The sequence below is a fragment of the Pseudomonas trivialis genome (assembly GCF_001439805.1).
In the GTDB taxonomy this organism is placed as follows: domain Bacteria; phylum Pseudomonadota; class Gammaproteobacteria; order Pseudomonadales; family Pseudomonadaceae; genus Aquipseudomonas; species Aquipseudomonas trivialis.
Genome location: NZ_JYLK01000006.1, coordinates 194,352 through 220,190, shown reverse-complemented (window position 1 = coordinate 220,190; position 25,839 = coordinate 194,352). Strand labels below are relative to the sequence as shown.

Genomic DNA, 25,839 nt, shown 5'->3' with positions numbered 1-25,839 from the left:
GCACCTGGGCTCAAGTGCGCCGTTGCGGCGCACGCGTCACGCATTGCGCTTCATCAGCGCACAACACTTTCCCTGTGGGAGGGAGCAAGCCCCCTCCCATTGGATTGGCGTCAGCCTGTCAGTTGATGCGCGCGCCCTGGCTGATCCAGGTGCCGATCAAATCCCGCTCCTGCTGGGTCATCTGGGTGATGTTGCCCAGCGGCATGATCGGGCTGGCGATGGCCTGTGCCTGGATGCGTGCGGCCTGCTGCTGGATCTGCGCCGGGGTGTCGAACATCACCCCGGCTGGCGCAGTGCTGAACAAGGGGCTGGTGGGCCTGGCCGAATGGCACACGGTGCAGCGTTGTTCGATCACGCTGTGCACCTGGCCGAAATCGATGGTGGCCTGGGCCGGTGTCGGTTCGGCAGGCGGTGCGGCGGGAGCGGCGGGTTTCAAACCACCGCCCAGCGCGGTTTCCGGCAACGGCTGGTACTCGATGGCAGCCGGCGACTTGGCTACGTCCACCGCTGGCTTGGGCCCGGTCACGTACGCCAGGCAAATCATCGCCAGGGCACCCACCGGTAAGGTCCATGCGTACTTCTGGCTGTTGTGTCGGGTGTTGAAGTAATGCCGCACCAGCACGGCCGCCACCGCAATCCCCGCCAGGATCAGCCAGTTGTACTGGCTGCCGTAGGTGCTCGGGAAGTGGTTGCTGATCATGATGAACAGCACCGGCAAGGTGAAGTAGTTGTTGTGGCGCGAGCGCAGCAAGCCCTTGGCCGGCAGCGCCGGGTCGGGTGTGCGGTGTTCGGCGATGGCCGCCACCAGTGCGCGCTGGGCGGGCATGATGATGCGGAACACGTTGCCCACCATGATCGTGCCGATCACCGCACCCACGTGCAGGTAGGCGCCACGGCCACTGAAGACCTTGCTGAAGCCGTAGGCCGCTGCAATCAACAGCACGAACAGGATCAGGCCGAGCAGGGCGGGGCGCTTGCCCAGGGCCGAGTCGCAGAGAAACGAGTAGATGAACCAGCCGGCAAACAGCGAGCCGATGCCCAGCAACACGCCTTCGGTGCCGCTGAGGCTGCTGCCTGGCGCCAGCAGGTACAAGGTGGGGTTCCAGTAGAACACCACGCACAGCAGCGCAACGCCCGACATCCAGGTGAAATAGGCTTCCCACTTGAACCAGTGCAGGTTGTCCGGCATGGTCGGCGGGGCCAGTTTGTATTTTTCCAGGTGATAGATGCCGCCACCGTGGATCGCCCACAGGTCGCCGGCCAGGCCGTCCCTGGGGTTGACGCGGTTGAGGTTGTTTTCCAGCCAGACAAAGTAGAAAGAAGCGCCGATCCAGGCGACGCCGGTGATCATGTGAACCCAGCGCACGCTGAGGTTCAGCCATTCCAACAGATGTGCTTCCACAGTCTTTACCTCTCGCCTGTCACCCTTGTTGTCGGGTGATCCGGCCTTCTCTTATTGGTGGGGGGCGAGGATCAACCGCTCATCCTCTTGGAAAAAATGCTCATCGCAGTTATTGCCTGTGCCACTGCGATCAACCACCAGGAAGTCATCCCGCTTTTCGATCGTCAGCACCGGGTGGTGCCAGACGCCGCGATGGTAATTGATGCCCTGCCTGCCGTTGGTGACGAAGGCGCGGACCAAGCCCGATACAGGTGCATCGCCAACTGGCGCGACCACGATCAGAAAGGGGTTGCCGAGCAGCGGAATGAAGGCCTGGCTGCCCAGCGGGTGTCGCTCCAGCATGCACACGGTCATGGGCATGTCCTGCGCGTCGGCGCGGAAGATGCTGATGATCGCGTGGTCTTCAGGCTGGGCGGTTTCTACCGTTGCCAGCTTGTGAAAGCGCAGGGTCGACCCGTTGTTGATCATGAAGTGATCGCTGCCGTCGGTTTCGATAACGTCACCGAAAGGGGCGAAGGCTTCTTTGGTCAGGGGTTCGATCATCAGTGTGCGCATGGCTGTCTCTTATCCGAATGCTGTGTTGTTTGGTCTGGCGCGATTGGGTTCACCGCTTACTTGGCGACTTTGCCCAGTACCCGCAGGCGACTCACCCCACCATCCGGGAACACATTCAAGCGAATGTGGGTAATCGGCCCCAATGCCTTGATCTGCTCGGCAAACTCATGCTCGGCGTGCATTTCCAGCTTCTGCGCCGGCAGCAGTTCGCGCCAGAACAGTGACTGGGTTTCGATCTGGCTGTCGGTGCCGCCCTTGACGAAAGCGCCCTGGATCGAGCAGGTGTCCGGGTAGTTGCCCTTGAAGTGCAGGGTGTCGACGATGATTTTTTCGATCACGCCGGCATGGCCCAGAGCGACGATCACCCAGTCATTGCCGGGCGTGCGCCGACGCGCGGTTTCCCAGCCGTCGCCCATGTTGACGCCACGGCCCGGGTTGAGGATGTTGCTCATGCGCCCGAAATGTTCATCGGAACAGGCCAGCGCGCGACCGCCATTCAAGGCTGCGGCCAGGTCGAGCTGTTCGTTGTCGCCCACCGCCGACCAGTCGCGGAACGGCACGCCGTACACCCGCAGACGGGCCACGCCGCCATCCGGGTAAATATTGAAGCGCAGGTGGCTGAACGCCTGGTCGTTGTTGATTTCATGGAAGTGATGGCTGTTGCCCTGTAGCTCCACGGCCGACAGGATCTCAACCCACTGGGTGTTGTCATCCGGCTCGCCGCTTGCGAGGAAGCACGCTTCGAGGGACGCCGACGGTGGGTAGTTGCCGGTGAAGAATGAGGTGTCGATGTCCACGCCCTTGATCGAACCGGGCACGCCGAGTTGAATCACCGCGCTGTCGTAGCCCTCGAAGCGCTTGCGGCGTGATTCCCAGCCGTCCATCCACTTGCCGTTGTCATCGAACACGCCCTCCTTCCACACGGCCGGGGTCGGCTGGAACAGGCGGTTGGCGTCGGCGAACCAGTCATCGGTCACCGAAAGAATTCGGGTGCCCAGGCGGGCATCGGCGAGGTTGACGAATTTTTCGAAAGGTACGGCGTGAGCTTTCATTCTTCTTGTCTGCCTTGAATTGAGTGGCTGGGGCGGGTCTTCAGAGGGTGAGTAAACGGAACAGCGCGATCTTGTTGATCTCGTCCAGTGCGCATTTGAATTCGGTGTCGGCCGAGTGATGAATGCGCGTTTCGAACGCGGCGAGGATCTGGTGCCGGTTGCTGCCTTTTACCGCCATGATGAAGGGAAACCTGAACTTGGTCTTGTAGGCCTCGTTCAGCTCGGTGAAGCGAGAAAACTCTTCGGCCGTGCAGTGGTGAATACCGGCGCCGGCCTGTTCATTCGTGCTGGCTTCGGTCAACTGGCCCTGGACGGCGGCTTTGCCGGCCAGGTCCGGGTGTGCGTTGATCAGGGCCAACTGGCTGGCATGATCGGCGCTGAGCAGGATAGCGCTCATGCGCTGGTGCAGGGTTTCAATCTGGTCGATGGACGCATCCGGGCCCAGGTCGTAGGCCTTTTCGGCCACCCAGGGCGAGTGCTCATAGATATCGGCGAAGGCGGCGACGAAGGCTTCGCGGCTCAGGGCCGAGGGTTTCAGCGTACTGAACGCGGTCATTTTGCGGCTCCCGTGTACGGGTGGGTGGCATGCCAGTGTCGCGCGATATCGACGCGACGGGTGAACCACACCTGTTCATGGCCTTTGACGTATTCGATAAACCGCTGCAGCGCGGCCAGGCGCGCCGGGCGGCCGATCAGGCGGCAGTGCAGGCCGATGGACAACATTTTCGGGGCCTCGGCGCCTTCGGCATACAGCACGTCGAAGGCGTCCTTGAGGTACTCGAAAAAGTCATCGCCCTTGTTGAAACCCTGCACCTGGGTAAAGCGCATGTCGTTGGTGTCGAGGGTGTAGGGGATCACCAGGTGCGGCTTGCCGGTGGGGGTGTTCGGCTCCCAATAGGGCAGGTCGTCGTCGTAGGTATCGCAGTCGTACAGAAAACCGCCTTCTTCCATCACCAGCCGCCGGGTGTTGGGGCCGGTGCGGCCGGTGTACCAGCCCAGCGGGCGTTCGCCGGTCAGCTCGGTAAGGATGCGGATCGCTTCGCGCAGGTGCTCGCGCTCCTGGGCCTCGTCCATGTACTGGTAGTCGATCCAGCGGTAGCCGTGGCTGCAGATTTCGTGGCCGGCGTCGACCATTGCGCGGATCACGTCCGGGTGGCGCTGGGCGGCCATGGCCACGGCAAAGATGGTCAGCGGAATATCAAACTGCCTGAACAACTTGAGGATGCGCCACACGCCGGCACGGCTGCCGTATTCGTACAGCGACTCCATGCTCATGTTGCGCGCGCCCTGCAGCGGCTGGGCCGAGACCATCTCCGAGAGGAAGGCTTCGGACTCTTTGTCACCGTGCAGGATATTGCGCTCGCCCCCTTCTTCGTAGTTGAGCACGAACGACAGCGCGATGCGTGCCTTGCCCGGCCAGCGGGGGTGAGGAGGGTTACTGCCGTAACCGATCAGGTCGCGTGGGTAGTCAGCGCTCACTGCTGTGTTCCTTCTTGTGCGTGGTAGCAGGTGTGTGGCGGCCGGGCCTTGAAAATACGGGGTAGCGTCACGGCAATGCTTGATTGTATACAACTTTTATTGAGATTTGTAAGCCTGCATTTCTGCATTTTTCCCTGAGTCAATCACTGCAAGAAACTTGCCCAGGTGGTCAATTAATCCACAGAAAAGCTACTGCAGGAGCGAGCTTGCCCGCGAAGCCCTGAAGGGCACCCCTTGCATCCTGTAAGCCTGCGACTTTTTTGCGAGCAAGCTCGCTATTCCAGGGGACTGGGTTGGTGTTGAAATTATTGTGTACAGTTTTTTTTAAAAGTGTCTTAATCGTTCATCGCCGACTTTTTGCTGCCCTGAAAAAGTGCGGCCCCTTCTTTTATTGACCTTGGGAGGCGCATAACGCCATGGGACGTTTGACCACACACGTTTTGGACGCCGCGCACGGCTGCCCCGGCAGCCATGTCCAGGTAGAGCTGTACCGCGTCGAGGGGACGCAGATGGTGCGGGTGGCCACGGCGCTGACCAACAGCGATGGCCGTTGCGACGCGCCGCTGCTGCAGGGCGAAGACTACCGCAGCGGTGTGTATCAGTTGCAGTTCAGTGCCGGCGATTACTATCGCGCGCGGGGTGTGCAGTTGCCGGAGCCGGCTTTTCTGGATGTGGTGGTGCTGCGTTTCGGCATCAATGCCGAACAGGAGCACTACCATGTGCCATTGTTGATCTCGCCTTACAGCTACTCCACCTATCGCGGCAGCTGAGCATCGCCTCGCTTCATGCCTGCAGGCGCATCGTTGGTTTTTTGCCCGCCCACACGGCGGGTTTTTTGTCTGTCCAAAAGCAGCTATTTAATTAACGCCTGCCTCAGATGCCGCCTCTCTATCCTGCTTTTTTCAAGCAAAAAGTGGATGTAGACATGGAATCCGGACATCAGGCATCGGCCAATGAGAACACGCCACGGCAGCGACGCAGTGAGCAAGACAGCAGCCTGATGCTTGATCATCTCACCGCCATTCCCAAATCCAGCGGGCAACTCAATGAGCTCTACCTGGCCAACTCACGTTGCGAACGTCATATCCATTTGCTGCAACAGGCGCAGAGGGTGTCCCCCAGGATCAGTCGGCTGATACGCCAGCGCTTGCGCCACACCTTCCAGATGGACCCCGACGCCTTGCAGCTCAACGTGCCGCTGTCCCCCGATGCGCCGCCATGGGGCCGTAGTCTGACCGATACGGTGATGAGGCTGCTGGCCGAACGCGCTTGCGTCAGGGAGGGCCCGTTGAGCGAGCAGGCGTGCCAGGCCAGGCAACTGGCTGATGATGTTCTGGGGCGTGTACTGGATGTGGATCTACTCAAGCGGATCGAGTCCTCGGTGCCGACCGCCTGGCAGGCACTGTCCAGCAGTGGCTTTATTTCGCGCAAGGACCGCTGGTGCGAGTTGTATGGGTCGTACATCGCTGACCAGGCTGTGTTGGTCCATGGCTTGGGTCAGTTGTCCGATGCCGGGTTGGCGATGATCATGGCGATGGTTGAAGCGCCAACACCTGCGCAGCGCCTCAGCGCAGGCGGCGAATGGGGCCGTTTGAGCGTCGCGCAGGTCATCTGTCCGGGCCGCTCGCAGGGCTCGATTCCCTTCAGCGGGGCCCTGCATCTTTACTACGACGTGGCGCAGGGCGATCCGCGCCAGGTGCTGTTCCTGCCGGGCCTCAACCCGGTGTTTTATGAGTTTGAGACGTTGGCGCAGTGGCAGCAGCGATTTCCCGAGCTGGTCAGTGCTCACATAGAAGCATTGTGGCCATTGCTGGCGCTGCGCAGGCGCCATGAGCTGCCCGAAGTTACGGCATCGTCGTTGTTACCCTTCGTGGCGGGGCAGGTGGGTCCGTTGATCGTCGAAGACGCCATCAAGCACAGCGCCACGGCGCTTTTGGACGTGCAATGGGATAACGAACTGGCGACCTTGATGGAGATCAATATTGCGTTTCTGTTTCCCGGCGATGCGATCAAAGGCGCCTATATGAGCCCCTCGGAGCGGTTACTGGAGATAGAGCGAGGGCGCAGGCAGATCGGTGTAACCCAAGGCATGAAGTCGGCGCTTGCCCGGCTACTGGTGCTGGATGAAAAGCAGCGGCATCTGGAGATCAGCTTCGCCAGCCTCTCCAGGCACCTGCCATTGCGCATCAGTGAAATGAAGCAGCGCACGTATGAAAAGGCGATGGGCGCCTTGCTCGACCCGCAGGAACCTGAGGTGCCCAGCGCTGACTACGTCGCTTTCGGTGCTGAGCACACGCAGTGGCTGGACTTGCGCGCCCAAGGATCGGCGTTGCTTGAATGCAGCAAGGACAGGATGGGCGACCACGCATTCTGGAGCCGTGATGGCAACGACCCTGAGAGCCTTCAACGACGCCTGCTGGCGATCCGAGGCGCCGCCCTGATCAAGGAAGCTCAACTGCAGTATCGATTGAAGTTCATCGACGCAACGCTGCTGGATGGGCTCCGCCTGCTGGTTGATAAGCCCCTGCAATGGCGCCATTGCGGGTTTAGAGCACTGTCGATAACCGTGGGCGCCGCAAGGCAACCTGGATACCGCTTGCAGGCAGCGTTCGTGCTGGTCAGTGAGGCGGTATCCTCAACTGCAAAATCCCGTCAGGCGGTGTTGCTCTATGTGCCGGGGGTGGAAGGCGGACTGCAGCGATTCAGGACCATGGCGCTGTTGACACGCTGTGTTCAGGCCAGTTTCAAGTCACGTGACCCGGGCGCGCTGTGGCAGTGCATCGGGCGCAGCGAGCGCAACGCTGCGCGAGCCTGGTCCCGAGGGCGTGGGGCGGACGAGGCAATAGTGACGACGTTTGAAGAGATTGAAGGCGATGTGTTGCTGGCCGGCCTGAATGAACAGATCAGGGGGTTTACTGACGCGCGACAAAACATTCTGCAGGGCGCGAAGGTGTTTACCGAGGTCACGGACGCTAACCTGGCGATGACCTTGTTGTCGGTGGAGTTAGCCCAAAGCCTGCAGGTGCCGGCCAGTGAGGCGAGGGAGGTGGCATTGACCCAGGTGCAGACAGTGATGGTCGCCGCAGGGCTCGCGACCAAACTGCCGACGTGGCATACCCGTCTGCCGGCGTCGACACGCAAGATATACGAGCGGCACCTGCGTCATCAGCAACGCAGTGAACGCCATTGGCAACGTTATCTGACGAGACAGCTGGGGGACGTGGAAACCTTCGCTCGTCCGTTGCTGATCCGGCAACTGACCGCCGATGGTTTTTATCCCCAGTTGGATATCGACAAGCCACTGTTCGATATTCCCGATGATGTGAGCAGCGTCTGGGTCAGTCATCCTGAGCGCGCGGCAGGTGAGTCGGGGCCGAAAACCGTGGTCAGTCAAGAGCGCAGCACGTTTAGCTTTATGCAGCTTGCATTGAGCAACCTCGATCCGCAGGCACCCTGGACGCGCTGGCGGCTCAACCACATGAACTGCCTCGATCCGGCATGGCGCACACGTTTAAGCGTGGACTACCTGATCGAGACCATTTCAGCGCTGGACATAGGGGGGCAGTACGATCGCAGAATTCTCGACGTTTGCTACGGCGAGGGTGATATCGATGCGACTGCGCAAACCGCGCCGCTTCTGCATGAACTGCTGCGCAGGCCCGTTCAGCGGCAAACCAGGCTGGATCTGATCAGTGCCGAACAGCTGAACCTGAGCGAACACGGCCTGCTGCTGTTCAAGCGAGCAGTGAAGGCGAGGAAGGGCCTGCGCTTGTGTTTCCTGAGGCTTGAGGCGCTGACCGTGCCGTGGGCGCGTCATATTGCCGGTATTGTGGCGATTCAGGAGCGCGAGGGTGAGCAATGCCTTCTTTACTGGCCGGGCCAGTCCGATTACCCGGTGTTGTCCGAATATACCAATCGCAAGGCGCTGCTTGCAGCGCTGATGACGCACCTGCAGCCACGGGAAAAAGCCATCGAGCTCGCCAGATATATCGCGCCCGACTCCGAGTTCAAGGCACTTGCCGGTTATCCGGGAGCGCTCAAACCTGTGGTTGAGCCGCAGGTGCTCTGGCGCAGCACGCTGGAGCAGTTAAACCTCTTTGTATTGCACTCGTTCAAGGGGGCGCACACCGTTTTATCGGCCAGGCGTCTCTACCGATGGCTTGAATCCCACCGAGTGTTTCCGGCAACGGCCTTGACCGAGATTCAAGCGGAGATCCTTGAGCAGCAGAAGGTTGAGCCCTCCGGATGGCTGGCACTGACTGAAACCGACGCCAGCAATATGGTGGGCGTGCTGGCGCATGCGCAGGTCGTGAGGGTGCAGCGCCAGGGCCGCGCCGAATCCAATTCCAAGGACTACCTGGACGCTTATCGTGAGTGGCGACTGGACGAGCAGGCAGGTCGCAGGGTCAGAGGGCTGTTGTCGCTGATACCGGTTGTGTCCATAGGCGTGTTGTCTTACGAAGCGCTACTTGCGGCTCGGCGTCTTTATCAAAATGCCACGGCTGAACATGCGTTGGACTTGCTGATTGCCCTGCATCAGATTCTTCTGGAAATGGCCATGACGTTCATTTCGGTGAAGGCTGTGCCACCGGGAAAAGCCTCTGCCAGCCTGCTGGGCAAGGGCCTCAGGCAATTGAGGCGACGCCGTCGAACCCAGGATGAATGGCGTGTGAGCCGTACCTCGTCAGCAATGCCCACTCAAGGGTTGGAGCCTTATAAGATGTCCGGGGGCGTCACTGACGCGATCGAACTGAAAAGGCCTGGCCACAAGGGCTCATTGGTCAAAAATGGCCAGCAGTTCGTGGCCGACGCCAAAGGCGCGCGCTACGGTGTGTATCAGCGTGAAGGGGAGCAGCAGCTACGTTTGAAAAACAGGCAGACGCCGGGGGAGAACGAGCTGTTTTTATTCATTGAAGAACCCCGGGAATGGTTGTTGCAGGCCGATGCCCCGGAACCCGCGCCGGGTCCGAGCTCCCGGAGTGCGCCATTCTGGCAAACGCTGCCCACCCCTTCGGCCGCGCCGGTCAGTTGGAGGGCGCCACCTGCCGCTTCGGCCGTACAGCTGGCTCGACGCAGCCACAACCTCACAAGTGCCTGGCGCGAATGGGGTCAAGTGCTCAAAGCCAGCCAGGCGATGCCCGTGTCCCCGGCGAGTAAGCTCTACAACGTCCAGGGTGCTGCCAATCCAAGCCTGAAAATAGGCGAGCTTTTCTATGAAGTCCTTCCAGCCGGCTCACAGCCTCATCCCAATGTGGTGTTCCTCAAACCGCCGGGATCGTTTTTTGACCGTCTTGAAGGCGTTGGCACGCGCTTGGGTGATAGTTCCGTTGCGCAACCTGTGCTGTTTACCCTCGGCGAAGACCTGCGGTGGACAAGCCGGGTACCGTTGTTCAACGAGCCGTTGTCCACGTCCATGAAAATCAGATTCCCGGACATGACCCATTCAAGCGCTCAACAGGCAGCACACAGATTGATTGAATTGGCCGATCCAGGACAGACCTCCCTGACGACTACGCGCCTGTTGAATATGCGCGCCGCGCTGGACAGATGGACGCCCGCAGCGGCGGGGCTCATGGCACAGACTGATGATTTATTGAAGATGCTTCGACCGATGCATCCGCGTCGCATAACCAGTCTCTACATGGGTGTGGACGGTGAGGTGGGCGGTTTTGAACGTATGGATTTTTACCTGCCCCATGCCCTTGATGCCGCCCTTTTCAGCAAGCCAAAGGGCCGCGATACAGTCACGTTCGGGCGCGCCGAGGCTTCCGCAAACGCGGTTACACGAACCCTTCAAAGCATGGGGTTTCAGGTGGAGCCCCTGGATTTTACGCATACGCCTAACTTGCCCCATCTTCTGGCCACCCACCCCTCATCGGGAAACCTTTATTACATCGCGCCCAAATGGATGGATACCAGGACCTTGACCATGAAGCAGGGTAGAGAGCGGTTACTTTCCAATGCCTGGTTGAAGGACAAGAGCGGCATCTATCCCTATTTGTTCAGGCAGGTGATGGCAGCCTTGAATACAGGGCGTCTGGTCAAGCTGTTTGCGGGTATACAAAGCATTCATCCACCCACTGTATATTTTCTTAGGCCCGCCGACCTCTGACAGTGGCCGGCAACCCAAGGGGGCGACGTTACCGACTGACCAGCGAGGCCGCGCCTGCGCAGGAAAACAACGCGGCACTGATTTTATTGAACCAGCTCTGGCTCTTGCCGCTGCGCAGGTAGCGCGCCGCGCCATGGGCGCCCAGGCCGTAGGCCAGCTTGCACAGCAGGTCGAGCACCGTCCAGGTCGCGATCATGATCAGCAGTTGCGGCAGGAACGGCTGCTGGCTGCCCAGAAACTGTGGCAGGAAGGCGGCGAAAAACAGAATGTCCTTGGGGTTGCTGGCGCCCAGCACGAAGGCGCGCCCAAACAGGGCACGAAAGCGCGGCACGTCTGGCGCCTGCGGCATATTGGCTGCCTGGGCCGGCAGGCGCGATTGCCGCCAGCTTTGCCAGGCGAGGTAGAACAGGTACAGCGCACCGACGATTTTAAGCGCGTTGAACACATGTTCCGAAGCCAGCAACAACGCGCCCAGGCCCATCGCCGAAGCGCTTAACAGGCAGATCGAAGCAAACACCCCGCCGAGAAACGCCGGGTACGAGCGACGCAGGCCGTAGTTGAGGCTGTTGCTGATCATCAGCAGCGACAGCGGGCCGGGAATCAGGATCACGATCAAGGCGGCGCCGCTGAACAGCAGCCAGGTTTCAAGCGTCATTTCATTGCTCCAGGGTTTGGCAACTGCAGGTTTTTCATAACCACACAAACTTGGCGATAAAGATCGCACACAGCACCCACAGGCTGACGGAAATCTCACGGTACTTGCCGGTACCGGCCTTGAGCGCCACGTACGTAATAAAACCCAGGGCAATCCCGTCGGCAACCGAAAACGTCAGCGGCATCATGATCGCGGTGACGATTGCCGGAATGCTGTCGGTGGCCTCGTCCCAGTTGATATGGGCCATGCTCCCCATCATCAGCATCGCCACATAGATCAGCGCGCCTGCGGTCGCATACGCCGGGATCATGCCCGCCAACGGCGCGAAAAACATCGCCGCCACGAACAGGATGCCCACGGTCACCGCCGTCAGCCCGGTGCGCCCACCCGCCGCGACGCCCGCGGCACTTTCCACGTAGCTGGTTACCGGCGGCACACCCACCATGGCGCCGAACACGCTGGACGCGCTGTCGGCCTTCAAGGCGCGGGACAGGTTGTCGATCCTGCCGTCGGCATTCACGAGGCCTGCCCGTTGTGCAACGCCCATCAGTGTACCGGCAGTGTCGAACATGTGTACAAACAGAAAGGCAAATACCACGCTGATCATGCTCACATTGAACACACCCATCACGTCCATTGCCATCCAGGTCGGCGCCAGGCTCGGTGGGGTGGCGAGAATGCCGTTGTAGTGCACCAGGCCCAGACCCCAGCCGGCCAGGGTCACGGCGATGATGCTGATCAGAATCGCGCCGAACACCCGGTGATAGCTCAGGATGGCGATCAGCAGAAAGCACACCGCCGCCAACAGCGGCGCAGGCTCATGCAGCGAGCCGAGCCGTATCAGGGTGGCCGGGCTGTCGACGACGATCCCGGCGGTTTTCAGGCCGATGACCCCGAGGAACAGGCCAACTCCGGCACCCATCGCGTGGCGCAGGCTCACCGGAATGCTGTTGAGCAGCCATTCCCGGATGCGCGACAAGGTGAGCAGCATGAACAGCACGCCGGAGATGAATACCGCGCCGAGTGCAGTTTCCCAGCTATAGCCCATGGTGCCGACGACGGTGTAGGTGAAGAACGCATTGAGCCCCATGCCGGGCGCCAGGCCCACCGGCCAGTTGGCGTACAGGCCCATCAGCAGGCAGCCCAGCGCGGCGGCGATGCAGGTGGCGACGAAGGCCGCGCCGTGATCGATGCCGGCGTCCGCCATGATGTTGGGGTTGACGAAGATGATGTAGGCCATGGTGATGAAGGTGGTAAGGCCGGCGAGCAATTCGGTCTTCACCGTGGTGCCATGCACGCGCAGTTTGAACAGGCGGTCGAGCAAGCCGCTGCGTGGCGCGGCGAGGTCGAGCGCAGAAGCTTCGGGTTTGTGGCTATCCACAGCGAGTACTCCTCAAGCATTTTATTGTTATGTCCAGCGCCACGCACCTGAGTGGGCAGCAGCGCTGTGAGGGAGTGGGAAGTTTGTTGACTATATGGTCAGAAACTTGCACGAAGCGAATTATGCTTTTGTATACAAATAAAGCAAACAGTGTTTTCTATTTTGCGATCGAGGTCGTGCGCGGGGGGATTATTCGTTTGACCGCCTTGAAACAACCGCTCGACACCCGCACCTTATTGGCGCCAGCATTGGCTCAGCACGCGCAGTCGGTATAAGGGGAGTTCCATGTACAAGGTTTATGGCGATCACCGGTCGGGCAACTGTTACAAGGTCAAGCTGATGCTGGGCCTGCTGGGCATCCCGTATCAATGGATCGATGTGGATATTCTCAACGGCGATACCGAGACCGCCGAGTTTCTGGCGAAGAACCCCAACGGCAAGATCCCCGTGCTGGAACTCGAGGACGGCACCTGCCTGTGGGAATCCAATGCGATCCTCAACTTCCTCGCCGACGGCAGCGAGTTCCTGCCCAGCGAGCCGCGTCTGCGCACCCAAGTACTTCAATGGCAATTCTTCGAGCAGTACAGCCACGAGCCGTACATTGCGGTGGCGCGGTTCATCCAGTTTTACCTGGGGCTGCCGCAGGCGCGTCAAGAGGAATACAAGAAGTTGCACAAAGGCGGCTACAAGGCGCTCAAGGTGATGGAGCGCCAACTGCAACTGACCCCATACCTGGTGGGGGAGCAGTTCTCGATTGCGGATGTGGCGCTGTATGCCTACACCCACGTGGCCCATGAAGGTGGGTTTGACCTGGACGCCTATCCGGGCGTGCAGGCGTGGCTGGCGCGGGTGGCTGACCACCCCGGGCATGTGGCAATGCTCGGTTGATCGATGCGCTGCTTTCCACTTTCAGTTCGAGCGTGAGTCAGATAATTGCTCACGCAGCAGCTCGAAGCAGCGCTGTGCCGCCGGGCTTAATGCGATCCCTGTGCGGCTGATCAGCCCGATCTCCCGGTTAACGCCGGGATGAGCGATGTCCACGCGCTGCAATCCCTCCAGGCTGTCCGCTGCCGACTCCGGCAAGATGCTGACCCCCAACCCCTGGCGCACCATTGCCAGCACCGTCGACATGTAGTTGGCCTCAATCCCCGCGCTCATCGTCAATCGCGCCTCATCGAACAGCCTGTCCACTTGCTCGCGCACGCTGCTGTCGCGCCCGGTGAGGATGATCGGGTGCTCCGCCAGTTGTGCCAGTGTCACCCGACGATGGCGACTGAGGCGGTGCTCCAGCGGCATGAACGCGCACAGCCGGTCATTGAACACCGGCATGAAGTCCAGGCCATGGCTGAGCCTGGCGGGCACGCCGATACCGAAGTCCACCACGCCGGCGCGGACCTCGGCGTGAATGCGCTGGGCCACCAAGTCATGCAGGCGTATTTCGATTCCGGCAAAACGCTCGCGAAACAAGCGCAGGGCCGGGGGCAGGGTGTCGGCGCACACCGAAGGCAGGGCGGCGAGCGTGACCACGCCTCGACGCAGCGCCGCGAGATCGCGCGAGCCGGTCACGATGTTGTCCAGGTCCAGCAGCCATTTTTCCATGGGCGCGCGCGCGTCCCGGCCGGCAGCGGTGAGGCTCAGGTGGCGCGGGCTGCGGTCGAGCAGGGCGACGCCCAGCCATTCCTCCAGTTGTTGCACCTGTACGGTAAGGGCCGAGGGCGACAGGTTCAGTTCGTTGGCGGCCTTGACGAAGCTGCCCAGGCGCGCCACGGCGAGGAAGGCCTGGATATGCTGGACTGAGTTCTTCATTTTGTTTTTCCGAACACACAGGGCTGAATATTCCAATTTACAAAGGCTGGCGTGCTTTTGATACTCCGGGAAAAACAATAACCGGCCACCAAGGCCGCTCACCAGCGTTTCACCCTTCCTTTTCTGTTTGCCGCGTCGGTGTTGATGACCCTCACCGCGTTGCTCCTGGGAGTTATCTGAGATGAAAACCTTGCGCATTGGCTCCGGCGCCGGTTACTCCGGCGACCGTATCGAACCTGCCGTGGAACTGGCCGAACAGGGCGATCTGGATTACCTGGTGTTCGAATGCCTGGCCGAACGCACCATCGCCCTGGCCCAGCAGGCGCGCATCGGCGACCCGGCTGGTGGTTACGACCCGTTGCTGGCCGAACGCATGCGCCGGGTATTGCCATTTGTGGGCCGCCACGCCGGCAAGCGCCGCCTGCGCGTGATCACCAACATGGGCGCGGCCAACCCGGTGTCGGCGGCCGTTGAGGTGCGGCGCATCGCCCGTGAGTTGGGCCTGAGCTGCAAGGTCCTGGCCGTGGTGGGGGATGATGTGCTGGCGGAGTTGCGCCCCGAGCAGGTGCTGGATAACGGCCAGACGCTCGGCTCGCTGGGCGAGCGGTTGATCTCGGCGAATGCCTACCTGGGCGTCGATGGCATTCTGGACGCCCTGCGCGAGGATGCCGATGTGGTGATCACCGGGCGGGTGGCCGATCCTTCGTTGTTTTTGGCGCCGCAGATGTTTGAATTCGGCTGGGCCGCGAGCGATTGGGAGCTGCTGGGGCGCGGCACGCTGGTCGGGCATCTGCTTGAATGTGCCGGGCAGGTGAGCGGAGGCTACTTCGCCGAGCCCGGTTTGAAGAACGTGGATGACCTGGCGCGGCTGGGTTTTCCGCTGGCCGAGATTGATGCGGACGGCGCCGCAGTGATCACCAAGGTGGCAGGCTCCGGTGGTCTCGTCAGCCCCGCCACCTGCACCGAACAGTTGATCTATGAAGTGCATGACCCGGCGGCGTATCTGACCCCGGACGTGACAGCGGACTTTTCCCGAGTGACATTTACCCAGGAGAGCACTGACCGGGTGCGTGCCAAGGGTGCGACGGGGAGGGTGCGGCCAGAGCAAGTGAAAGTCAGCGTCGGTTATCTCGATGGCTGGATCGGCGAGGGGCAAATATCCTATGGCGGGCCGGGAGCGGTCGCGCGGGCGCAATTGGCGCGCGATATCGTACTCAAGCGCCTGGCGTTGACGGGCGTAGAGATGCAGGAGGTGCGCGCCGAGCTGATCGGCATGGACGCGCTGCACGGCCCGCGCAGCAGCGTCGAGCCGTGGGAAGTGCGCCTGCGTGTGGCGGCGCGCTGTGATGAGCGCAGCGACGCGGTTCGCATCGGCAATGAAGTGGAAACCCTTTACACCAACGGCCCGGCCGGCGGCGGTGGCGCGAGCAAAAGCGTACGCCAGGTGGTGGCGGTGGCATCGTTGATGCTGCCCCGTGACAGGGTCAACGCGAGGATCGAAGCATGAAATTGCATACCCTGGCCCACTCCCGTACCGGGGACAAGGGCGACACGTCGAACATCTCGATCATTGCCTACCGCGCGGAGGATTACCCGTTGCTATGCGAACAACTGACCGCCGAACGCGTTACGGAGTTTTTCCAAGGCTTGCGTGAACCGGGGGCTGCGCCAGTGCGGCGCTATGAACTGCCCAACGTGCAGGCGCTGAATTTTGTGCTGCCGGGGATCCTGCGCGGCGGCGTGACCCGCTCGCTGGCGCTGGATGCCCATGGCAAGTGCCTGGGTTCGGCGTTGTTGGAGCTGACAGTATTTGACTGAAGGTGACCAAATCTTCGAACAGTGGCAAGCGGGCATGTTGTGGCGAGCGGGCTTGCCCCGCGTTGGGGGGCGAAGCGCCCCCAGTCAAGGAAGACGCGGTGTACCTGACACTGCGCAGCACATTGTTTTGGGGCTGCTGTGCAGCCCAACGCGGCGCAAGCCCGCTCGCCACAGGGTTATTCGCAGGGCGGTCAGATCGCAGCGAAGCGCTTGTCGAGGTAATCGATGATCACCTTGGAGTCATACATCCAGGTGGTCTGGCCATTTTCTTCGATGCGCAGGCACGGCACCTTGATCCGGCCGCCTTGCTCCAGCAGGGTCTGGCGATCATGTTCGTTGTTTTTCGCGTCCTTCAAGGCTACCGGCACATTCAGGCGGTGCAGGGTGCGACGGGTCTTCACGCAGAACGGGCAGGCGTGAAACTGGTACAGGGTCAGATCCCTGGCCGCCGCATTCACCTGGGCCTGCTGCTCGGCGGGGCGCTGTTTCTTGCGGGGGCGGGTAAGAAAGTCGCCCGCGATGATGAGTTGGCCCAGGCCTACTCGAAGTGCTTTGACGAACATGGCTGAAACCTCTGGCCCTAAACTTGAGGGGTGGCAGCTTACCTGAATTCTGCAGGCGAAAAAAAACCGGCGATGAACGCCGGTTTTTATCGAAGCGGCCCGTTACTTGATCAGGCTGAGAAACTCGCTGCGGGTGGCCGCATTTTCGCGGAACTCACCGAGCATCACCGAAGTGATCATCGACGAATTCTGTTTCTCCACGCCGCGCATCATCATGCACATGTGCTTGGCTTCAATCACAACCGCGACGCCCAGGGCGCCGGTCACTTCCAGCACCGCGTCGGCGATCTGACGACTGAGGTTTTCCTGGATCTGCAGGCGGCGCGCGTACATGTCGACAATCCGCGCGACCTTCGACAGGCCCAGCACCTTGCCACGGGGGATATAGGCGACATGTGCCTTGCCGATAAAGGGAAGCAGGTGGTGTTCGCACAACGAGTACAGCTCGATGTCCTTGACCAGCACCATTTCGCTGTTGTCGGAGCTGAACAAGGCGCCGTTGGTGACTTCTTCGAGTGTCTGTTCATAACCGCGGCAAAGGTACTGCATCGCCTTGGCGGCACGCTTTGGCGTGTCGAGCAGTCCCTCACGGGAGACGTCCTCGCCGAGCTGGCCGAGGATCGCGGTGTAATTCTGTTCCAGGGACATGAAACTACCTGTTGGATTTTCGCAAAGCGCAAGGTTACGGGGGCGGACACATCGCTGCAAGCCTGACGATGGCACTTGTTACTCGTCGCGGCCTTCCATCATGGTGCGCTTGAGCATCACATACACCGCACCGGCGCCGCCGTGGCGGGCCTGGCAGGAGGTAAAGCCGAGCACCTGGGTGTGCTGGCGCAGCCAGGTATTGACGTGGCTCTTGATCATTGGCCGCTTGCCGTCCAGGCGCACAGCCTTGCCGTGGGTGACGCGCACGCAGCGGATTTCGAATTTCGTGGCTTCGGCAAGAAAGGCCCACAGGGTTTCCCGGGCTTTTTCCACGGTCATGCCATGCAGGTCGAGGCTGCCTTCGAAGGGAATCTGGCCGAGCTTGAGCTTGCGCATCTGGCTTTCCTGCACGCCGTCGCGCGCCCACAGCAGCTCGTCCTCGGGGCCGACGTCGATCACGAACTGGTCCGACAAGCCATCCACGGTCGTGGCATCGGTGCGCACGGTGGCAGCCTGGCGCAGTTTCGCGATCTGCGCCCGGTCTGCCTTGGGTTTGCCAGTGTCGGCGCGGTCGTGCTTGATCGGCTTGACGCCGCGCAGCTCGTTTTTGAACAGGGAAAAGTCGTCGTCTTGCATGTCAGCCTCCGCGAGGGGCGGGCAGTTTACCTAATCGCGGCGGCCAGGGCGCAGGAAACGCTATCCAGGCGCCATCAATCGTGCTTTTTCATCAGGTGCGAGGCGATATTCAATGACGAGGTCTGGCGCATTTTCCGACGGCTGCGGCGCCACAACCATACGCCGAACCACAGCACCAACAGGCCCATCACCAACAGAATCGCCGAGCCACCGGGGCTGGCATTCAGCTCGCCAAGGGCCGGCGAGTGACCAAACAAGCCGGCGCCACCAGCGCCGGCCAACAACAGACCACACATCGTCAGCAGCGCGGCAAAGCACGCCACCAGACGCAGACGCCAGTTGCTCGGGCCCTTGGGGCGCAAGCGACGAGCATCAAAACCATCGGATATCTTCATTCCGACCTTTCCTCCAGGGTATCGGCCCTTCGACCGGAAGATACACAGGTTGTTCCGGCAGGAGGGGTAAATGCGCCAAATGAAAGGGCTTTGCGGATGAGTGGGGTTTAAACACGCCGCTCACCTCCTGGTCGATCAGATCAGATCCCTGGTCAGCGCGAGGGTCGCGAAGTTGTCGGCCATGATGGCCATTTCGGTCTGCTGCACGTGCTCGGCACTCAGGACACCGTCTTTGCAAGGCAGGTCGCGGGTGGCGCAGGCGTCTTCCACCAACGTGCAGCGAAAGCCCAGGTTCTTGGCGGCGCGCACGGTGGTGCTGACGCTGGAGTGGCTCATGAAACCGCAGACGATCAGGTCCAGCGAGCCCAGGTCCTGCAGGTGTTTTTCCAGGCCCGTGCCATGGAAGGCGCTTGGCAGCAGCTTGCCGATGATGGTTTCGTCACCCTCAGGCTCAAGGCCCGGGATGAATTCGCCGCGCTCGCCCTGGGGATCAAACAGACCGCCGACGGTGCCGAGGTGGCGCACATGCACAATCGGGCGCCCGGCATTGCGCGCCGAGGTCACCAGTTGCCTGATGTTGGCGACGGCCGCGTCCATGCCCGAAAGGGCGAGCGGACCGCTGAGGTATTCCTTCTGGGCGTCGATGATCACGAGGGTCGCATGGGCAAGGTTCGCTGCTGCGTAACCACGACCGCTGAGTTGAAACATCGTCTTTGGAACGGACATTCTGGGGCTCCTGTCAGGGGGGCATTTGCGACATTGTCCACTGGCAGAGCGGTTCTGTGAATCGCTACCATCGCAAGCTGCGCCGTTGCTGGCGTACAGCCCTGTCAAGGGGCTGCCTTGTTTAACCTCGGGGCGGCCATTTGGATGAAATCCGACAGATGGCGCGAGCACTGCACTCATCGTCGGTCCCGGCGAAGGCTGTTAGAATCGCCAGTCGTTTTTTCCAGGAGCTTGCCCCGTGATCACTTCCCGCCTGCGCACTTTGCGCGACCATATCCGTTGGGCTGTCAGCCGTTTTCACGGGGAAGACCTGTTTTTCGGCCACGGCACCGACAATGCCTGGGACGAAGCCCGGCAACTGGTGCTCGGCGCCCTGCATCTGCCTTGGGAAATTGCCGACAGCTACCTTGACTGCAACCTCGAAGAAGAGGAAATCTCCCACGTACAGCGTTTGCTGCATCGCCGCATCCATGAGCGTGTGCCCACCGCATACCTGTTGAAGGAAGCCTGGTTCTGCGGTTTGTCGTTTATCGTCGACGAACGCGTGCTGATTCCGCGCTCACCGATTGGCGAACTGATCGAAAACCGCTTCGAACCCTGGTTGGCCCAACCGCCCGCGCGCATCCTCGACCTGTGCACGGGCTCCGGTTGCATCGGCATTGCCTGCGCCTACGAGTTTCAGGAGGCTGAAGTGGTGCTGGGTGACCTGTCCTTCGAAGCGTTGGAAGTGGCCAACCAGAACATCGAGCGCCACGGTGTGGACCAGCGTGTTTACACCGTGCAGGGCGATGGCTTCGATGGCCTGCCGGGCCAGCGTTTTGACTTGATTGTGTCCAACCCGCCCTACGTGGATGCCGAAGACTTTGCCGACATGCCAGATGAGTATCAGCACGAGCCGGAGTTGGGTCTGGCCTGTGGTGACGACGGCTTGAACCTGGTACGGCGCATGCTGGCCGAGGCGGCGGATCACTTGACCGAGAAGGGCTTGCTGATCATTGAGGTGGGCAACAGCCAGGTGCACGTCGAGGCACTGTACCCGGAAGTGGATTTCGCCTGGCTGGACTTTCAGCGAGGTGGGCATGGCGTGTTCATGCTCACGGCTGAACAGTGCCGCGAGCATCAGGCGGTATTTGCCGCCCGGGTCCAGCTGAATAAATGAGGTCAATGTGGGAGGGGCAAGCCCCTCCCACATTTTGATTGCATTGCAATTTATCAGCGATGCGTGGCAATCCAGATCAACAACCCCGCCTGAAACACCGTAAACGCCACCAGGCAGGTAATGGTGAAGCGCAAGCCGCTGTCCTCGCGCTTGAATTTGGTGACCTTTTCCTCCTCCTTGCGCAGTTTCACTTCCTGCTCCAGCAGGTTCTGCTCGGCCTGTTGCAGCATCTGCGCCGCTTCCAGAATCTGCACAAACTGCACCTTCTCGGTGTTCCAGCTGTCCAGCACGTCGCTGACCTTGCCCGGCTGCACATTGCCTTTCAAGTGCTGCACATCGGCGTAGGCCACATCAAAGCCCTGAATGCGCAGGAAGTGATCGCGGCGCAGGCGCGTGGCTTCGTTGAGCGCATCCTTGTTGGCCAGGCCCACGCCGTCGACGCGATAGTGTGACCACTTCCTTTTCGCCCACGCGGCGGCCTGGGCCACCAGGAAGCGGCCGAGGCCACGGTTGACCGGTTCGATTTCCAGGCTGTTGCCCGGACCGAAGTGCACGCGGTGCGTATCGTGGTCCACCCAGACGTCGAGCTTGTTCTGCTCACTCCGCACGCGCTGGCTGGGCAACTCGATGACCATGCGCAACAGGCTGCGGTGCGGGTCATGCCGCTCGGCGTAGCCAAACTGTACAAAGCGCAGGGGTCGTGCTCCGGTGGCACGGTCGATGGCCAGTGGCGCCAGGCGCAGCATCCTGAAATGTTCGGCCTGCACGTCCGCCCACGGCAGGGCGGCTGCCGCGACAGCCTCGGGCGCGTCGGCCGGGGTGTCGGTGGTCGGTTCCGGTATTGCTTCGGTGATTGTCATGCGGCGCGATCCTGTCCAAGCCGTGCGAGCCGACAGTCTTTTACTGTCGACCCTGGGCTTATCGGCCGTTTTTGCCAGGACTGGAGGCCAATACTTGCTTAACGCGAGCGCAGCCCGTCGATAAAGCGCACCAGGCGCTCGCCCAACTCGGCCGCCAGCGGCAGTTTCGGGTCGTTGTAGGAGGCCAGTTGCTGCTTGACGTTATTGGGCACGATGCGCATCACGTGGTTCATGCCTTCGATGAGGGTCAACTGCGCATCGGGCTTGGCCTGTTGCAGTTGCCGTGCATCGGCCACTCCCACCTGGATATCGTTGGTGCCCTGGATGATCAGTGCCGGCATGCGCAGCCTGGCGAACGCGGCCGATGGATCGGCGCGAAACAGGCTGATCAGGTACGGCTGCACGCTGGGCCGGAAAATCCCTTCCAGGGGAGTTGGCACGTCGGCATCCAACTGACCGGCCTTGAGGTGGTCGAGGATTTCATTGCTGCGCAGCAGCAGAGCAGGGGGCAGATGGTCGGCCAGTTGCTGACGGATCACCTGGTCGACCGGGCGGGCGCTGCCGGAGAGCGATACGACACCGGCCGGATCCAGTTGCGGCGCGGCGAGGGCGGCGACCAGTGCGCCTTCACTGTGCCCCAGCACGATCAACGGGCCCATGCGTTTATCCGCCTTGAGCAGTTTGCCCCAGGCCACGGCATCGGCCACGTAGGCGTCGAGGGTGAGATTGCGTTCGTCGGGCGTGGCCGCAAGGCTTGCGGCCACGCCGCGCTTGTCGTAGCGCACGCTGGCGATGTTATGCCGCGCAAGCACCCAGGCCAGTCGCTTGAGGCTGTCGTTGCGCGCGCCGTCGGCACTGTTGCCATTGCGGTCGGTAGGGCCTGAGCCGGCGATGATCAGCACCACCGGCACCGGTTTGTCCGATTGTGGCAACAACAGCGAGCCAAACAGCTCGCCGCTGCCGGTGTCCAGGCTGATGGGGCGTTGCAGCACCACCGGGGAGGCACCCTGGGCCAGACTTGTAAAGAGGGTAAGGGCTAACAGCAGAACTCGAAGCATCATCGCGCCATCATGGGGAGGTGCCGGTTGGACCCGTGTCCACCGCTAAGGTTTCGAGGATGAACTAGTCGGTTAGCCTGCGTATACTGGCCGCCTTAAGTTATTACGGTTGACTTGATTCAACTGATTTCACGGAGCGCCCTGCATGTCCGGCAATACCTTCGGCAAGTTGTTCACTGTCACCACCGCGGGCGAAAGCCATGGCCCGGCGTTGGTCGCCATTGTCGACGGCTGCCCGCCCGGGCTTGAGTTGTCCCTGGACGACCTGCAGCGTGACCTCGACCGCCGCAAGCCCGGCACCAGCCGCCACACCACCCAGCGTCAGGAGCCCGACGAAGTCGAGATCCTCTCCGGCGTCTTCGAAGGCCGCACCACCGGTTGCGCCATCGGCCTGTTGATCCGCAACACCGACCAGAAGTCCAAGGACTATTCGGCGATCAAGGACCTGTTCCGCCCGGCCCATGCCGACTATACCTACCATCACAAATACGGCGAACGCGACTACCGTGGCGGTGGCCGCAGCTCGGCCCGCGAGACTGCGATGCGCGTGGCGGCCGGCGCCATCGCCAAGAAATACCTGGCGAGCCAGGGCATCGTGATCCGTGGCTACATGAGCCAGCTGGGGCCCATCGAAATCCCGTTCAAAACCTGGGACAGCGTCGAAGACAACGCTTTTTTCTGCCCCGATCCGGACAAGGTGCCGGAACTGGAAGCCTACATGGACCAGTTGCGCCGCGACCAGGACTCGGTCGGCGCGCGCATCACCGTGGTGGCCGAAGGGGTCAAGCCGGGGCTGGGCGAGCCGATCTTCGACCGCCTCGACGCCGAACTGGCCCATGCGCTGATGAGCATCAACGCGGTGAAGGGCGTGGAGATCGGTGCAGGTTTCGCTTGTGTGTCCCAGCGCGGCACCGAGCATCGTGACGAAATGACCCCGCAGGGTTTCCTCAGCAACAACGCAGGCGGCATCCTCGGCGGCATCTCTTCGGGCCAGCCGATCGTGGCGCATCTGGCGCTGAAGGCCACGTCCAGCATCACCACGCCAGGCCGCTCGATCGACGTGCACGGCAATCCGGTGGACATCATCACCAAGGGTCGCCATGACCCCTGCGTGGGCATTCGCGCCACACCGATTGCCGAAGCGATGATGGCCATCGTGCTGATGGACCATCTGCTGCGCCACCGTGGACAGAACGCCGATGTGCACGTGAACACGCCGGTGCTGGGCCAGCTGTGACGCTCTGTTGTGGCGGGCGAGCTTGCTCGCGCCGGGCCACGAAGCGGCCCCTGTAACCTATGACTTCAACGCTCCCTTACTGGCGCCTCTCCAGCTTCTACCTGTTCTACTTCGCCCTGTTGGGGGCCACCGCGCCGTTTCTGGCGCTGTACTTCGATCACCTGGGCTTCTCCAGCGCGCGCATCGGCGAACTGGTGGCCATCCCCATGCTGATGCGCTGCGTGGCGCCCAATCTGTGGGGCTGGCTCGGCGATCACACCGGCCGGCGCCTGACCATCGTGCGCGTTGGCGCGGTATGCACCCTGGCCAGTTTTGCCCTGATTTTCGTGAGCAAAACCTACGCCTGGCTGGCGCTGGTCATGGCCCTGCATGCGTTCTTCTGGCACGCGGTCTTGCCGCAGTTCGAGGTCATCACCCTGGCGCACCTGCGCGAGCAGACCGCACGCTACAGCCAGCTGCGACTGTGGGGCTCCATCGGTTTTATCCTCACCGTGGTGCTTATGGGCCGCCTGTTTGACTGGCTGAGCCTGGACATCTACCCGGTGGTGGTTGTGGTGATCATGGCCGGGATCATCGCTGCCAGTCTGTGGGTGCCGAATGCGCAACCCGCCGGCCACGGCAATCGCCTGGCTGGCGACGGTTTCCTCATACAGCTGCGCCGCCCCGGCGTGCTGGCTTTTTATGGTTGTGTGGCGCTGATGCAGTTGAGCCACGGCCCGTATTACACCTTTCTCACCCTGCACCTCGAACACCTGGGTTACAGCCGTGGCGTGATCGGCCTGCTGTGGGCCCTGGGCGTGGTAGCCGAAGTGCTGATGTTTTTGGCGATGAGCCGCATCCTCATGCGCTTTTCCCTGCGCCGGGTGCTGCTGGCCAGTTTCCTGTTGGCGGGGCTGCGCTGGCTGCTGCTGGGCACCTTTGCCGAATTCTTCTGGGTGCTGCTGTTGTCGCAAGTGATGCACGCCGCGACCTTCGGCAGCTTTCACGCCGCAGCGATTGCTTTTGTGCAACGCAGCTTCGGCGATAAACAACAAGGCCAGGGGCAGGCGCTGTACGCCGCACTGGCCGGCACCGGTGGCGCCCTCGGCGCCCTGTATTCGGGCTACAGCTGGAACCTGCTGGGCCCGACCCTCACGTTCGGCATCGCCAGCGCCGCCGCTCTGGCCGCCGCCGTTATCATCGGCCTTCGCTTGCACGAGCAGAATCAAGGAACCGTCCCATGAGCCATGTCGCCGTCTACGCCCTTGCCACACTGGATACCCCGAACAAAGTTCTCACCCACGCCGAAGACATTGCGTCGACCCTGGCCGAGCACGGCGTACGGTTCGAACGCTGGCAGCCTGGCCCATTGGAGAAAGGCGCCAGCGAGGCGCAGATGATTGCCGCAAGCCAGACGCAGATCGACGCGCTGGGCTATCGCGCGGTCGAGGTATTCAGCGTCGGCAGCGATCAGCCGCACAAGGATGAGTTGCGCGTCAGCCACCTGAAGGCGCGACGCTACAGCGAGGACCACGCGCGTTTGTTCATCGCAGGTCAGGGGTTGTACACCCTGCAAGTGGGTGACTACCTGTATGCCGTGCGCTGTGAAAAAAACGACCTGTTGGTGATCCCGGCAGGCTTGTCACACGGGTTCGACATCGGCGAGAACCCTTACTGCGTGACGTTGTGCCTGTCCAACAGTGCGCAGGGGCTGATGCTCGAGTTCACGGTCGGCGCGGTGACCGCAGGATTGCCAGGACTGGATGACTGATGACTCGAACGATGTCGGGGCGGGGTGGTGCAATAGCGCGGTAAATGTTCAACCCCGCAGAGTTGGATTTTTTTGTGGGAAGAACCGTATTTACATGTAGGTCATGGCTATTTATACCGCGACCAAGCGTACGGCTGCCTGGGTTATGTAACGCTCTCAAGCTTCGGTGCTTATACCGGCTGTCAATAGGAGGAATCCGAAGGTCGGTAAAGGCATCTGCCAAGCGCTTAGCAAGAAGGAGAGCGGCATGAGTGACCCAGAGGAGTTGTATCAAGCACCTTGCGACCCACCCCGGGTGGTGCGACGTCGCTTGAGCCAGTCCGGCAAACCCTTGACTCCAACGGAGCTGGAAATCCTGCGCTGGGCCTCGGAGGGCAAGACTGTGTGGGAAATCAGCAAGATTCGCGCGACTTCCCAGGCAGCGGTCAAATTTCATCTGCGCAATATCTACGGCAAGCTTCAGGTGAGCAATCGCGTGCAGGCACTTAATGAGGCGGTACGCCAATGCCTCTATTAAACGCACGAAAAAGGGCCGCGACGTTCAACG

General features: G+C 61.4%; 25 protein-coding genes. 10 read left to right on the top strand and 15 right to left on the bottom strand.

What is annotated here, in order from left to right; genetic code table 11:
• Positions 1 to 118: 118 nt before the first annotated feature.
• From TU79_RS11760 to puuE, 5 genes are read right to left on the bottom strand one after another with little or no spacing between them, the layout of a single operon-like run.
• Positions 119 to 1,402, bottom strand: a complete 1,284-nt coding sequence (locus tag TU79_RS11760) for a urate hydroxylase PuuD (protein WP_057008127.1) — start codon at positions 1,400 to 1,402, stop codon at positions 119 to 121.
• Between the two features lie 51 nt (positions 1,403 to 1,453).
• Positions 1,454 to 1,957, bottom strand: coding sequence for an ureidoglycolate lyase (locus TU79_RS11755; RefSeq protein WP_057008126.1), 504 nt, complete (start codon positions 1,955 to 1,957; stop codon positions 1,454 to 1,456).
• Between the two features lie 56 nt (positions 1,958 to 2,013).
• Positions 2,014 to 3,009 (bottom strand): allantoicase, encoded by a 996-nt coding sequence (alc, locus tag TU79_RS11750; protein ID WP_057008125.1) that lies wholly within the window; start codon positions 3,007 to 3,009, stop codon positions 2,014 to 2,016.
• Between the two features lie 40 nt (positions 3,010 to 3,049).
• On the bottom strand, positions 3,050 to 3,565 hold the full coding sequence (gene uraD, locus TU79_RS11745) for a 2-oxo-4-hydroxy-4-carboxy-5-ureidoimidazoline decarboxylase (RefSeq protein WP_057008124.1): 516 nt from the start codon (positions 3,563 to 3,565) through the stop codon (positions 3,050 to 3,052).
• The gene (gene puuE, locus TU79_RS11740; RefSeq protein WP_057008123.1) at positions 3,562 to 4,488 is read right to left on the bottom strand and encodes an allantoinase PuuE; all 927 of its coding nucleotides are present in this window, start codon (positions 4,486 to 4,488) and stop codon (positions 3,562 to 3,564) included. The genes uraD and puuE overlap by 4 nt, the downstream gene beginning before the upstream one ends.
• Positions 4,489 to 4,904: 416 nt before the next feature.
• Here puuE and uraH point away from each other — a divergent pair, with 416 nt between their 5' ends.
• Together uraH and TU79_RS11730 are read left to right on the top strand one after the other, a co-directional pair.
• Positions 4,905 to 5,258, top strand: a complete 354-nt coding sequence (gene uraH / locus TU79_RS11735; RefSeq protein WP_057008122.1) for a hydroxyisourate hydrolase — start codon at positions 4,905 to 4,907, stop codon at positions 5,256 to 5,258.
• Between the two features lie 155 nt (positions 5,259 to 5,413).
• Complete coding sequence (locus TU79_RS11730; protein ID WP_231986863.1) at positions 5,414 to 10,600, top strand: dermonecrotic toxin domain-containing protein; 5,187 nt, start codon at positions 5,414 to 5,416, stop codon at positions 10,598 to 10,600.
• A 28-nt stretch (positions 10,601 to 10,628) separates the two neighbouring features.
• Here the strand turns inward: TU79_RS11730 and TU79_RS11725 are convergent, their stop codons facing one another.
• Both TU79_RS11725 and TU79_RS11720 read right to left on the bottom strand, forming a co-directional pair.
• Positions 10,629 to 11,255, bottom strand: a complete 627-nt coding sequence (locus TU79_RS11725; RefSeq protein WP_057008121.1) for a LysE family translocator — start codon at positions 11,253 to 11,255, stop codon at positions 10,629 to 10,631.
• 34 nt (positions 11,256 to 11,289) lie between these two features.
• Positions 11,290 to 12,636, bottom strand: a complete 1,347-nt coding sequence (locus TU79_RS11720) for an NCS2 family permease (protein WP_057008120.1) — start codon at positions 12,634 to 12,636, stop codon at positions 11,290 to 11,292.
• A gap of 285 nt (positions 12,637 to 12,921) precedes the next feature.
• Here TU79_RS11720 and TU79_RS11715 point away from each other — a divergent pair, with 285 nt between their 5' ends.
• The gene (locus TU79_RS11715; protein WP_057008119.1) at positions 12,922 to 13,524 is read left to right on the top strand and encodes a glutathione S-transferase family protein; all 603 of its coding nucleotides are present in this window, start codon (positions 12,922 to 12,924) and stop codon (positions 13,522 to 13,524) included.
• A 21-nt stretch (positions 13,525 to 13,545) separates the two neighbouring features.
• Here TU79_RS11715 and TU79_RS11710 read toward each other — a convergent pair whose 3' ends face one another.
• Positions 13,546 to 14,442, bottom strand: a complete 897-nt coding sequence (locus tag TU79_RS11710) for a LysR family transcriptional regulator (protein ID WP_057008118.1) — start codon at positions 14,440 to 14,442, stop codon at positions 13,546 to 13,548.
• Between the two features lie 181 nt (positions 14,443 to 14,623).
• On the opposite strand from TU79_RS11710, the gene TU79_RS11705 reads away from it, so the two are divergent.
• A complete protein-coding gene (locus TU79_RS11705) occupies positions 14,624 to 15,949 on the top strand; it encodes an acyclic terpene utilization AtuA family protein (protein WP_057008117.1) in 1,326 nt (441 codons plus the stop codon).
• Positions 15,946 to 16,260, top strand: coding sequence for an AtuA-related protein (locus tag TU79_RS11700; protein WP_057008116.1), 315 nt, complete (start codon positions 15,946 to 15,948; stop codon positions 16,258 to 16,260). Before TU79_RS11705 ends, TU79_RS11700 begins: the two co-directional genes overlap by 4 nt.
• 191 nt (positions 16,261 to 16,451) lie before the next feature.
• Here TU79_RS11700 and TU79_RS11695 read toward each other — a convergent pair whose 3' ends face one another.
• The 5 genes from TU79_RS11695 to TU79_RS11675 form a co-directional block, all read right to left on the bottom strand.
• Positions 16,452 to 16,823 carry a glutaredoxin family protein gene (locus TU79_RS11695; RefSeq protein ID WP_057008115.1) on the bottom strand — a complete coding sequence of 124 codons (372 nt, stop codon included), beginning with the start codon at positions 16,821 to 16,823 and terminating at the stop codon, positions 16,452 to 16,454.
• Positions 16,824 to 16,925: 102 nt separating this feature from the next.
• Positions 16,926 to 17,471 carry a GTP cyclohydrolase I FolE gene (gene folE / locus TU79_RS11690; protein ID WP_057008114.1) on the bottom strand — a complete coding sequence of 182 codons (546 nt, stop codon included), beginning with the start codon at positions 17,469 to 17,471 and terminating at the stop codon, positions 16,926 to 16,928.
• Positions 17,472 to 17,549: 78 nt separating this feature from the next.
• Positions 17,550 to 18,107: a Smr/MutS family protein gene (locus TU79_RS11685; RefSeq protein WP_057008113.1), complete on the bottom strand. Its 558-nt coding sequence runs from the start codon at positions 18,105 to 18,107 to the stop codon at positions 17,550 to 17,552.
• A gap of 74 nt (positions 18,108 to 18,181) precedes the next feature.
• Positions 18,182 to 18,502 (bottom strand): hypothetical protein, encoded by a 321-nt coding sequence (locus tag TU79_RS11680; RefSeq protein WP_057008112.1) that lies wholly within the window; start codon positions 18,500 to 18,502, stop codon positions 18,182 to 18,184.
• 135 nt (positions 18,503 to 18,637) lie between these two features.
• Positions 18,638 to 19,228 carry a cysteine hydrolase family protein gene (locus TU79_RS11675; RefSeq protein WP_057008111.1) on the bottom strand — a complete coding sequence of 197 codons (591 nt, stop codon included), beginning with the start codon at positions 19,226 to 19,228 and terminating at the stop codon, positions 18,638 to 18,640.
• A gap of 238 nt (positions 19,229 to 19,466) precedes the next feature.
• Here TU79_RS11675 and prmB point away from each other — a divergent pair, with 238 nt between their 5' ends.
• On the top strand, positions 19,467 to 20,387 hold the full coding sequence (gene prmB, locus TU79_RS11670) for a 50S ribosomal protein L3 N(5)-glutamine methyltransferase (protein WP_057008110.1): 921 nt from the start codon (positions 19,467 to 19,469) through the stop codon (positions 20,385 to 20,387).
• Between the two features lie 53 nt (positions 20,388 to 20,440).
• Here the strand turns inward: prmB and TU79_RS11665 are convergent, their stop codons facing one another.
• Positions 20,441 to 21,247 carry a hypothetical protein gene (locus TU79_RS11665; RefSeq protein ID WP_057008109.1) on the bottom strand — a complete coding sequence of 269 codons (807 nt, stop codon included), beginning with the start codon at positions 21,245 to 21,247 and terminating at the stop codon, positions 20,441 to 20,443.
• A gap of 98 nt (positions 21,248 to 21,345) precedes the next feature.
• Positions 21,346 to 22,308 carry an alpha/beta hydrolase gene (locus TU79_RS11660; protein WP_057008108.1) on the bottom strand — a complete coding sequence of 321 codons (963 nt, stop codon included), beginning with the start codon at positions 22,306 to 22,308 and terminating at the stop codon, positions 21,346 to 21,348.
• Positions 22,309 to 22,450: 142 nt separating this feature from the next.
• On the opposite strand from TU79_RS11660, the gene aroC reads away from it, so the two are divergent.
• The 4 genes from aroC to TU79_RS11640 all read left to right on the top strand — a co-directional run bounded on the left by aroC (position 22,451) and on the right by TU79_RS11640 (position 25,809).
• Positions 22,451 to 23,542, top strand: a complete 1,092-nt coding sequence (gene aroC / locus TU79_RS11655) for a chorismate synthase (RefSeq protein ID WP_057008107.1) — start codon at positions 22,451 to 22,453, stop codon at positions 23,540 to 23,542.
• Between the two features lie 59 nt (positions 23,543 to 23,601).
• Positions 23,602 to 24,765 carry an MFS transporter gene (locus TU79_RS11650; RefSeq protein ID WP_057008106.1) on the top strand — a complete coding sequence of 388 codons (1,164 nt, stop codon included), beginning with the start codon at positions 23,602 to 23,604 and terminating at the stop codon, positions 24,763 to 24,765.
• Positions 24,762 to 25,292, top strand: a complete 531-nt coding sequence (locus TU79_RS11645) for a 1,2-dihydroxy-3-keto-5-methylthiopentene dioxygenase (protein WP_057008105.1) — start codon at positions 24,762 to 24,764, stop codon at positions 25,290 to 25,292. The genes TU79_RS11650 and TU79_RS11645 overlap by 4 nt, the downstream gene beginning before the upstream one ends.
• A gap of 247 nt (positions 25,293 to 25,539) precedes the next feature.
• The gene (locus TU79_RS11640; protein ID WP_057008104.1) at positions 25,540 to 25,809 is read left to right on the top strand and encodes a helix-turn-helix domain-containing protein; all 270 of its coding nucleotides are present in this window, start codon (positions 25,540 to 25,542) and stop codon (positions 25,807 to 25,809) included.
• The last annotated feature ends 30 nt before the right edge of the window (positions 25,810 to 25,839 follow it).

Excerpts from the sequence above, each read along its gene's own strand:
- TU79_RS11705 (WP_057008117.1), top strand. The coding sequence starts at position 14,624 with ATGAAAACCTTGCGCATTGGCTCCGGCGCCGGTTACTCCGGCGACCGT.
- TU79_RS11730 (WP_231986863.1), top strand. The coding sequence starts at position 5,414 with ATGGAATCCGGACATCAGGCATCGGCCAATGAGAACACGCCACGGCAG.
- TU79_RS11685 (WP_057008113.1), bottom strand. The coding sequence starts at position 18,107 with ATGCAAGACGACGACTTTTCCCTGTTCAAAAACGAGCTGCGCGGCGTC.
- TU79_RS11645 (WP_057008105.1), top strand. The coding sequence starts at position 24,762 with ATGAGCCATGTCGCCGTCTACGCCCTTGCCACACTGGATACCCCGAAC.
- TU79_RS11650 (WP_057008106.1), top strand. The coding sequence starts at position 23,602 with ATGACTTCAACGCTCCCTTACTGGCGCCTCTCCAGCTTCTACCTGTTC.
- TU79_RS11715 (WP_057008119.1), top strand. The coding sequence starts at position 12,922 with ATGTACAAGGTTTATGGCGATCACCGGTCGGGCAACTGTTACAAGGTC.
- aroC (WP_057008107.1), top strand. The coding sequence starts at position 22,451 with ATGTCCGGCAATACCTTCGGCAAGTTGTTCACTGTCACCACCGCGGGC.
- TU79_RS11725 (WP_057008121.1), bottom strand. The coding sequence starts at position 11,255 with ATGACGCTTGAAACCTGGCTGCTGTTCAGCGGCGCCGCCTTGATCGTG.
- TU79_RS11660 (WP_057008108.1), bottom strand. The coding sequence starts at position 22,308 with ATGATGCTTCGAGTTCTGCTGTTAGCCCTTACCCTCTTTACAAGTCTG.
- TU79_RS11710 (WP_057008118.1), bottom strand. The coding sequence starts at position 14,442 with ATGAAGAACTCAGTCCAGCATATCCAGGCCTTCCTCGCCGTGGCGCGC.
- TU79_RS11675 (WP_057008111.1), bottom strand. The coding sequence starts at position 19,228 with ATGTCCGTTCCAAAGACGATGTTTCAACTCAGCGGTCGTGGTTACGCA.
- TU79_RS11755 (WP_057008126.1), bottom strand. The coding sequence starts at position 1,957 with ATGCGCACACTGATGATCGAACCCCTGACCAAAGAAGCCTTCGCCCCT.
- TU79_RS11680 (WP_057008112.1), bottom strand. The coding sequence starts at position 18,502 with ATGAAGATATCCGATGGTTTTGATGCTCGTCGCTTGCGCCCCAAGGGC.
- uraD (WP_057008124.1), bottom strand. The coding sequence starts at position 3,565 with ATGACCGCGTTCAGTACGCTGAAACCCTCGGCCCTGAGCCGCGAAGCC.
- TU79_RS11665 (WP_057008109.1), bottom strand. The coding sequence starts at position 21,247 with ATGACAATCACCGAAGCAATACCGGAACCGACCACCGACACCCCGGCC.
- TU79_RS11700 (WP_057008116.1), top strand. The coding sequence starts at position 15,946 with ATGAAATTGCATACCCTGGCCCACTCCCGTACCGGGGACAAGGGCGAC.
- alc (WP_057008125.1), bottom strand. The coding sequence starts at position 3,009 with ATGAAAGCTCACGCCGTACCTTTCGAAAAATTCGTCAACCTCGCCGAT.
- uraH (WP_057008122.1), top strand. The coding sequence starts at position 4,905 with ATGGGACGTTTGACCACACACGTTTTGGACGCCGCGCACGGCTGCCCC.
- TU79_RS11640 (WP_057008104.1), top strand. The coding sequence starts at position 25,540 with ATGAGTGACCCAGAGGAGTTGTATCAAGCACCTTGCGACCCACCCCGG.
- TU79_RS11695 (WP_057008115.1), bottom strand. The coding sequence starts at position 16,823 with ATGTTCGTCAAAGCACTTCGAGTAGGCCTGGGCCAACTCATCATCGCG.
- folE (WP_057008114.1), bottom strand. The coding sequence starts at position 17,471 with ATGTCCCTGGAACAGAATTACACCGCGATCCTCGGCCAGCTCGGCGAG.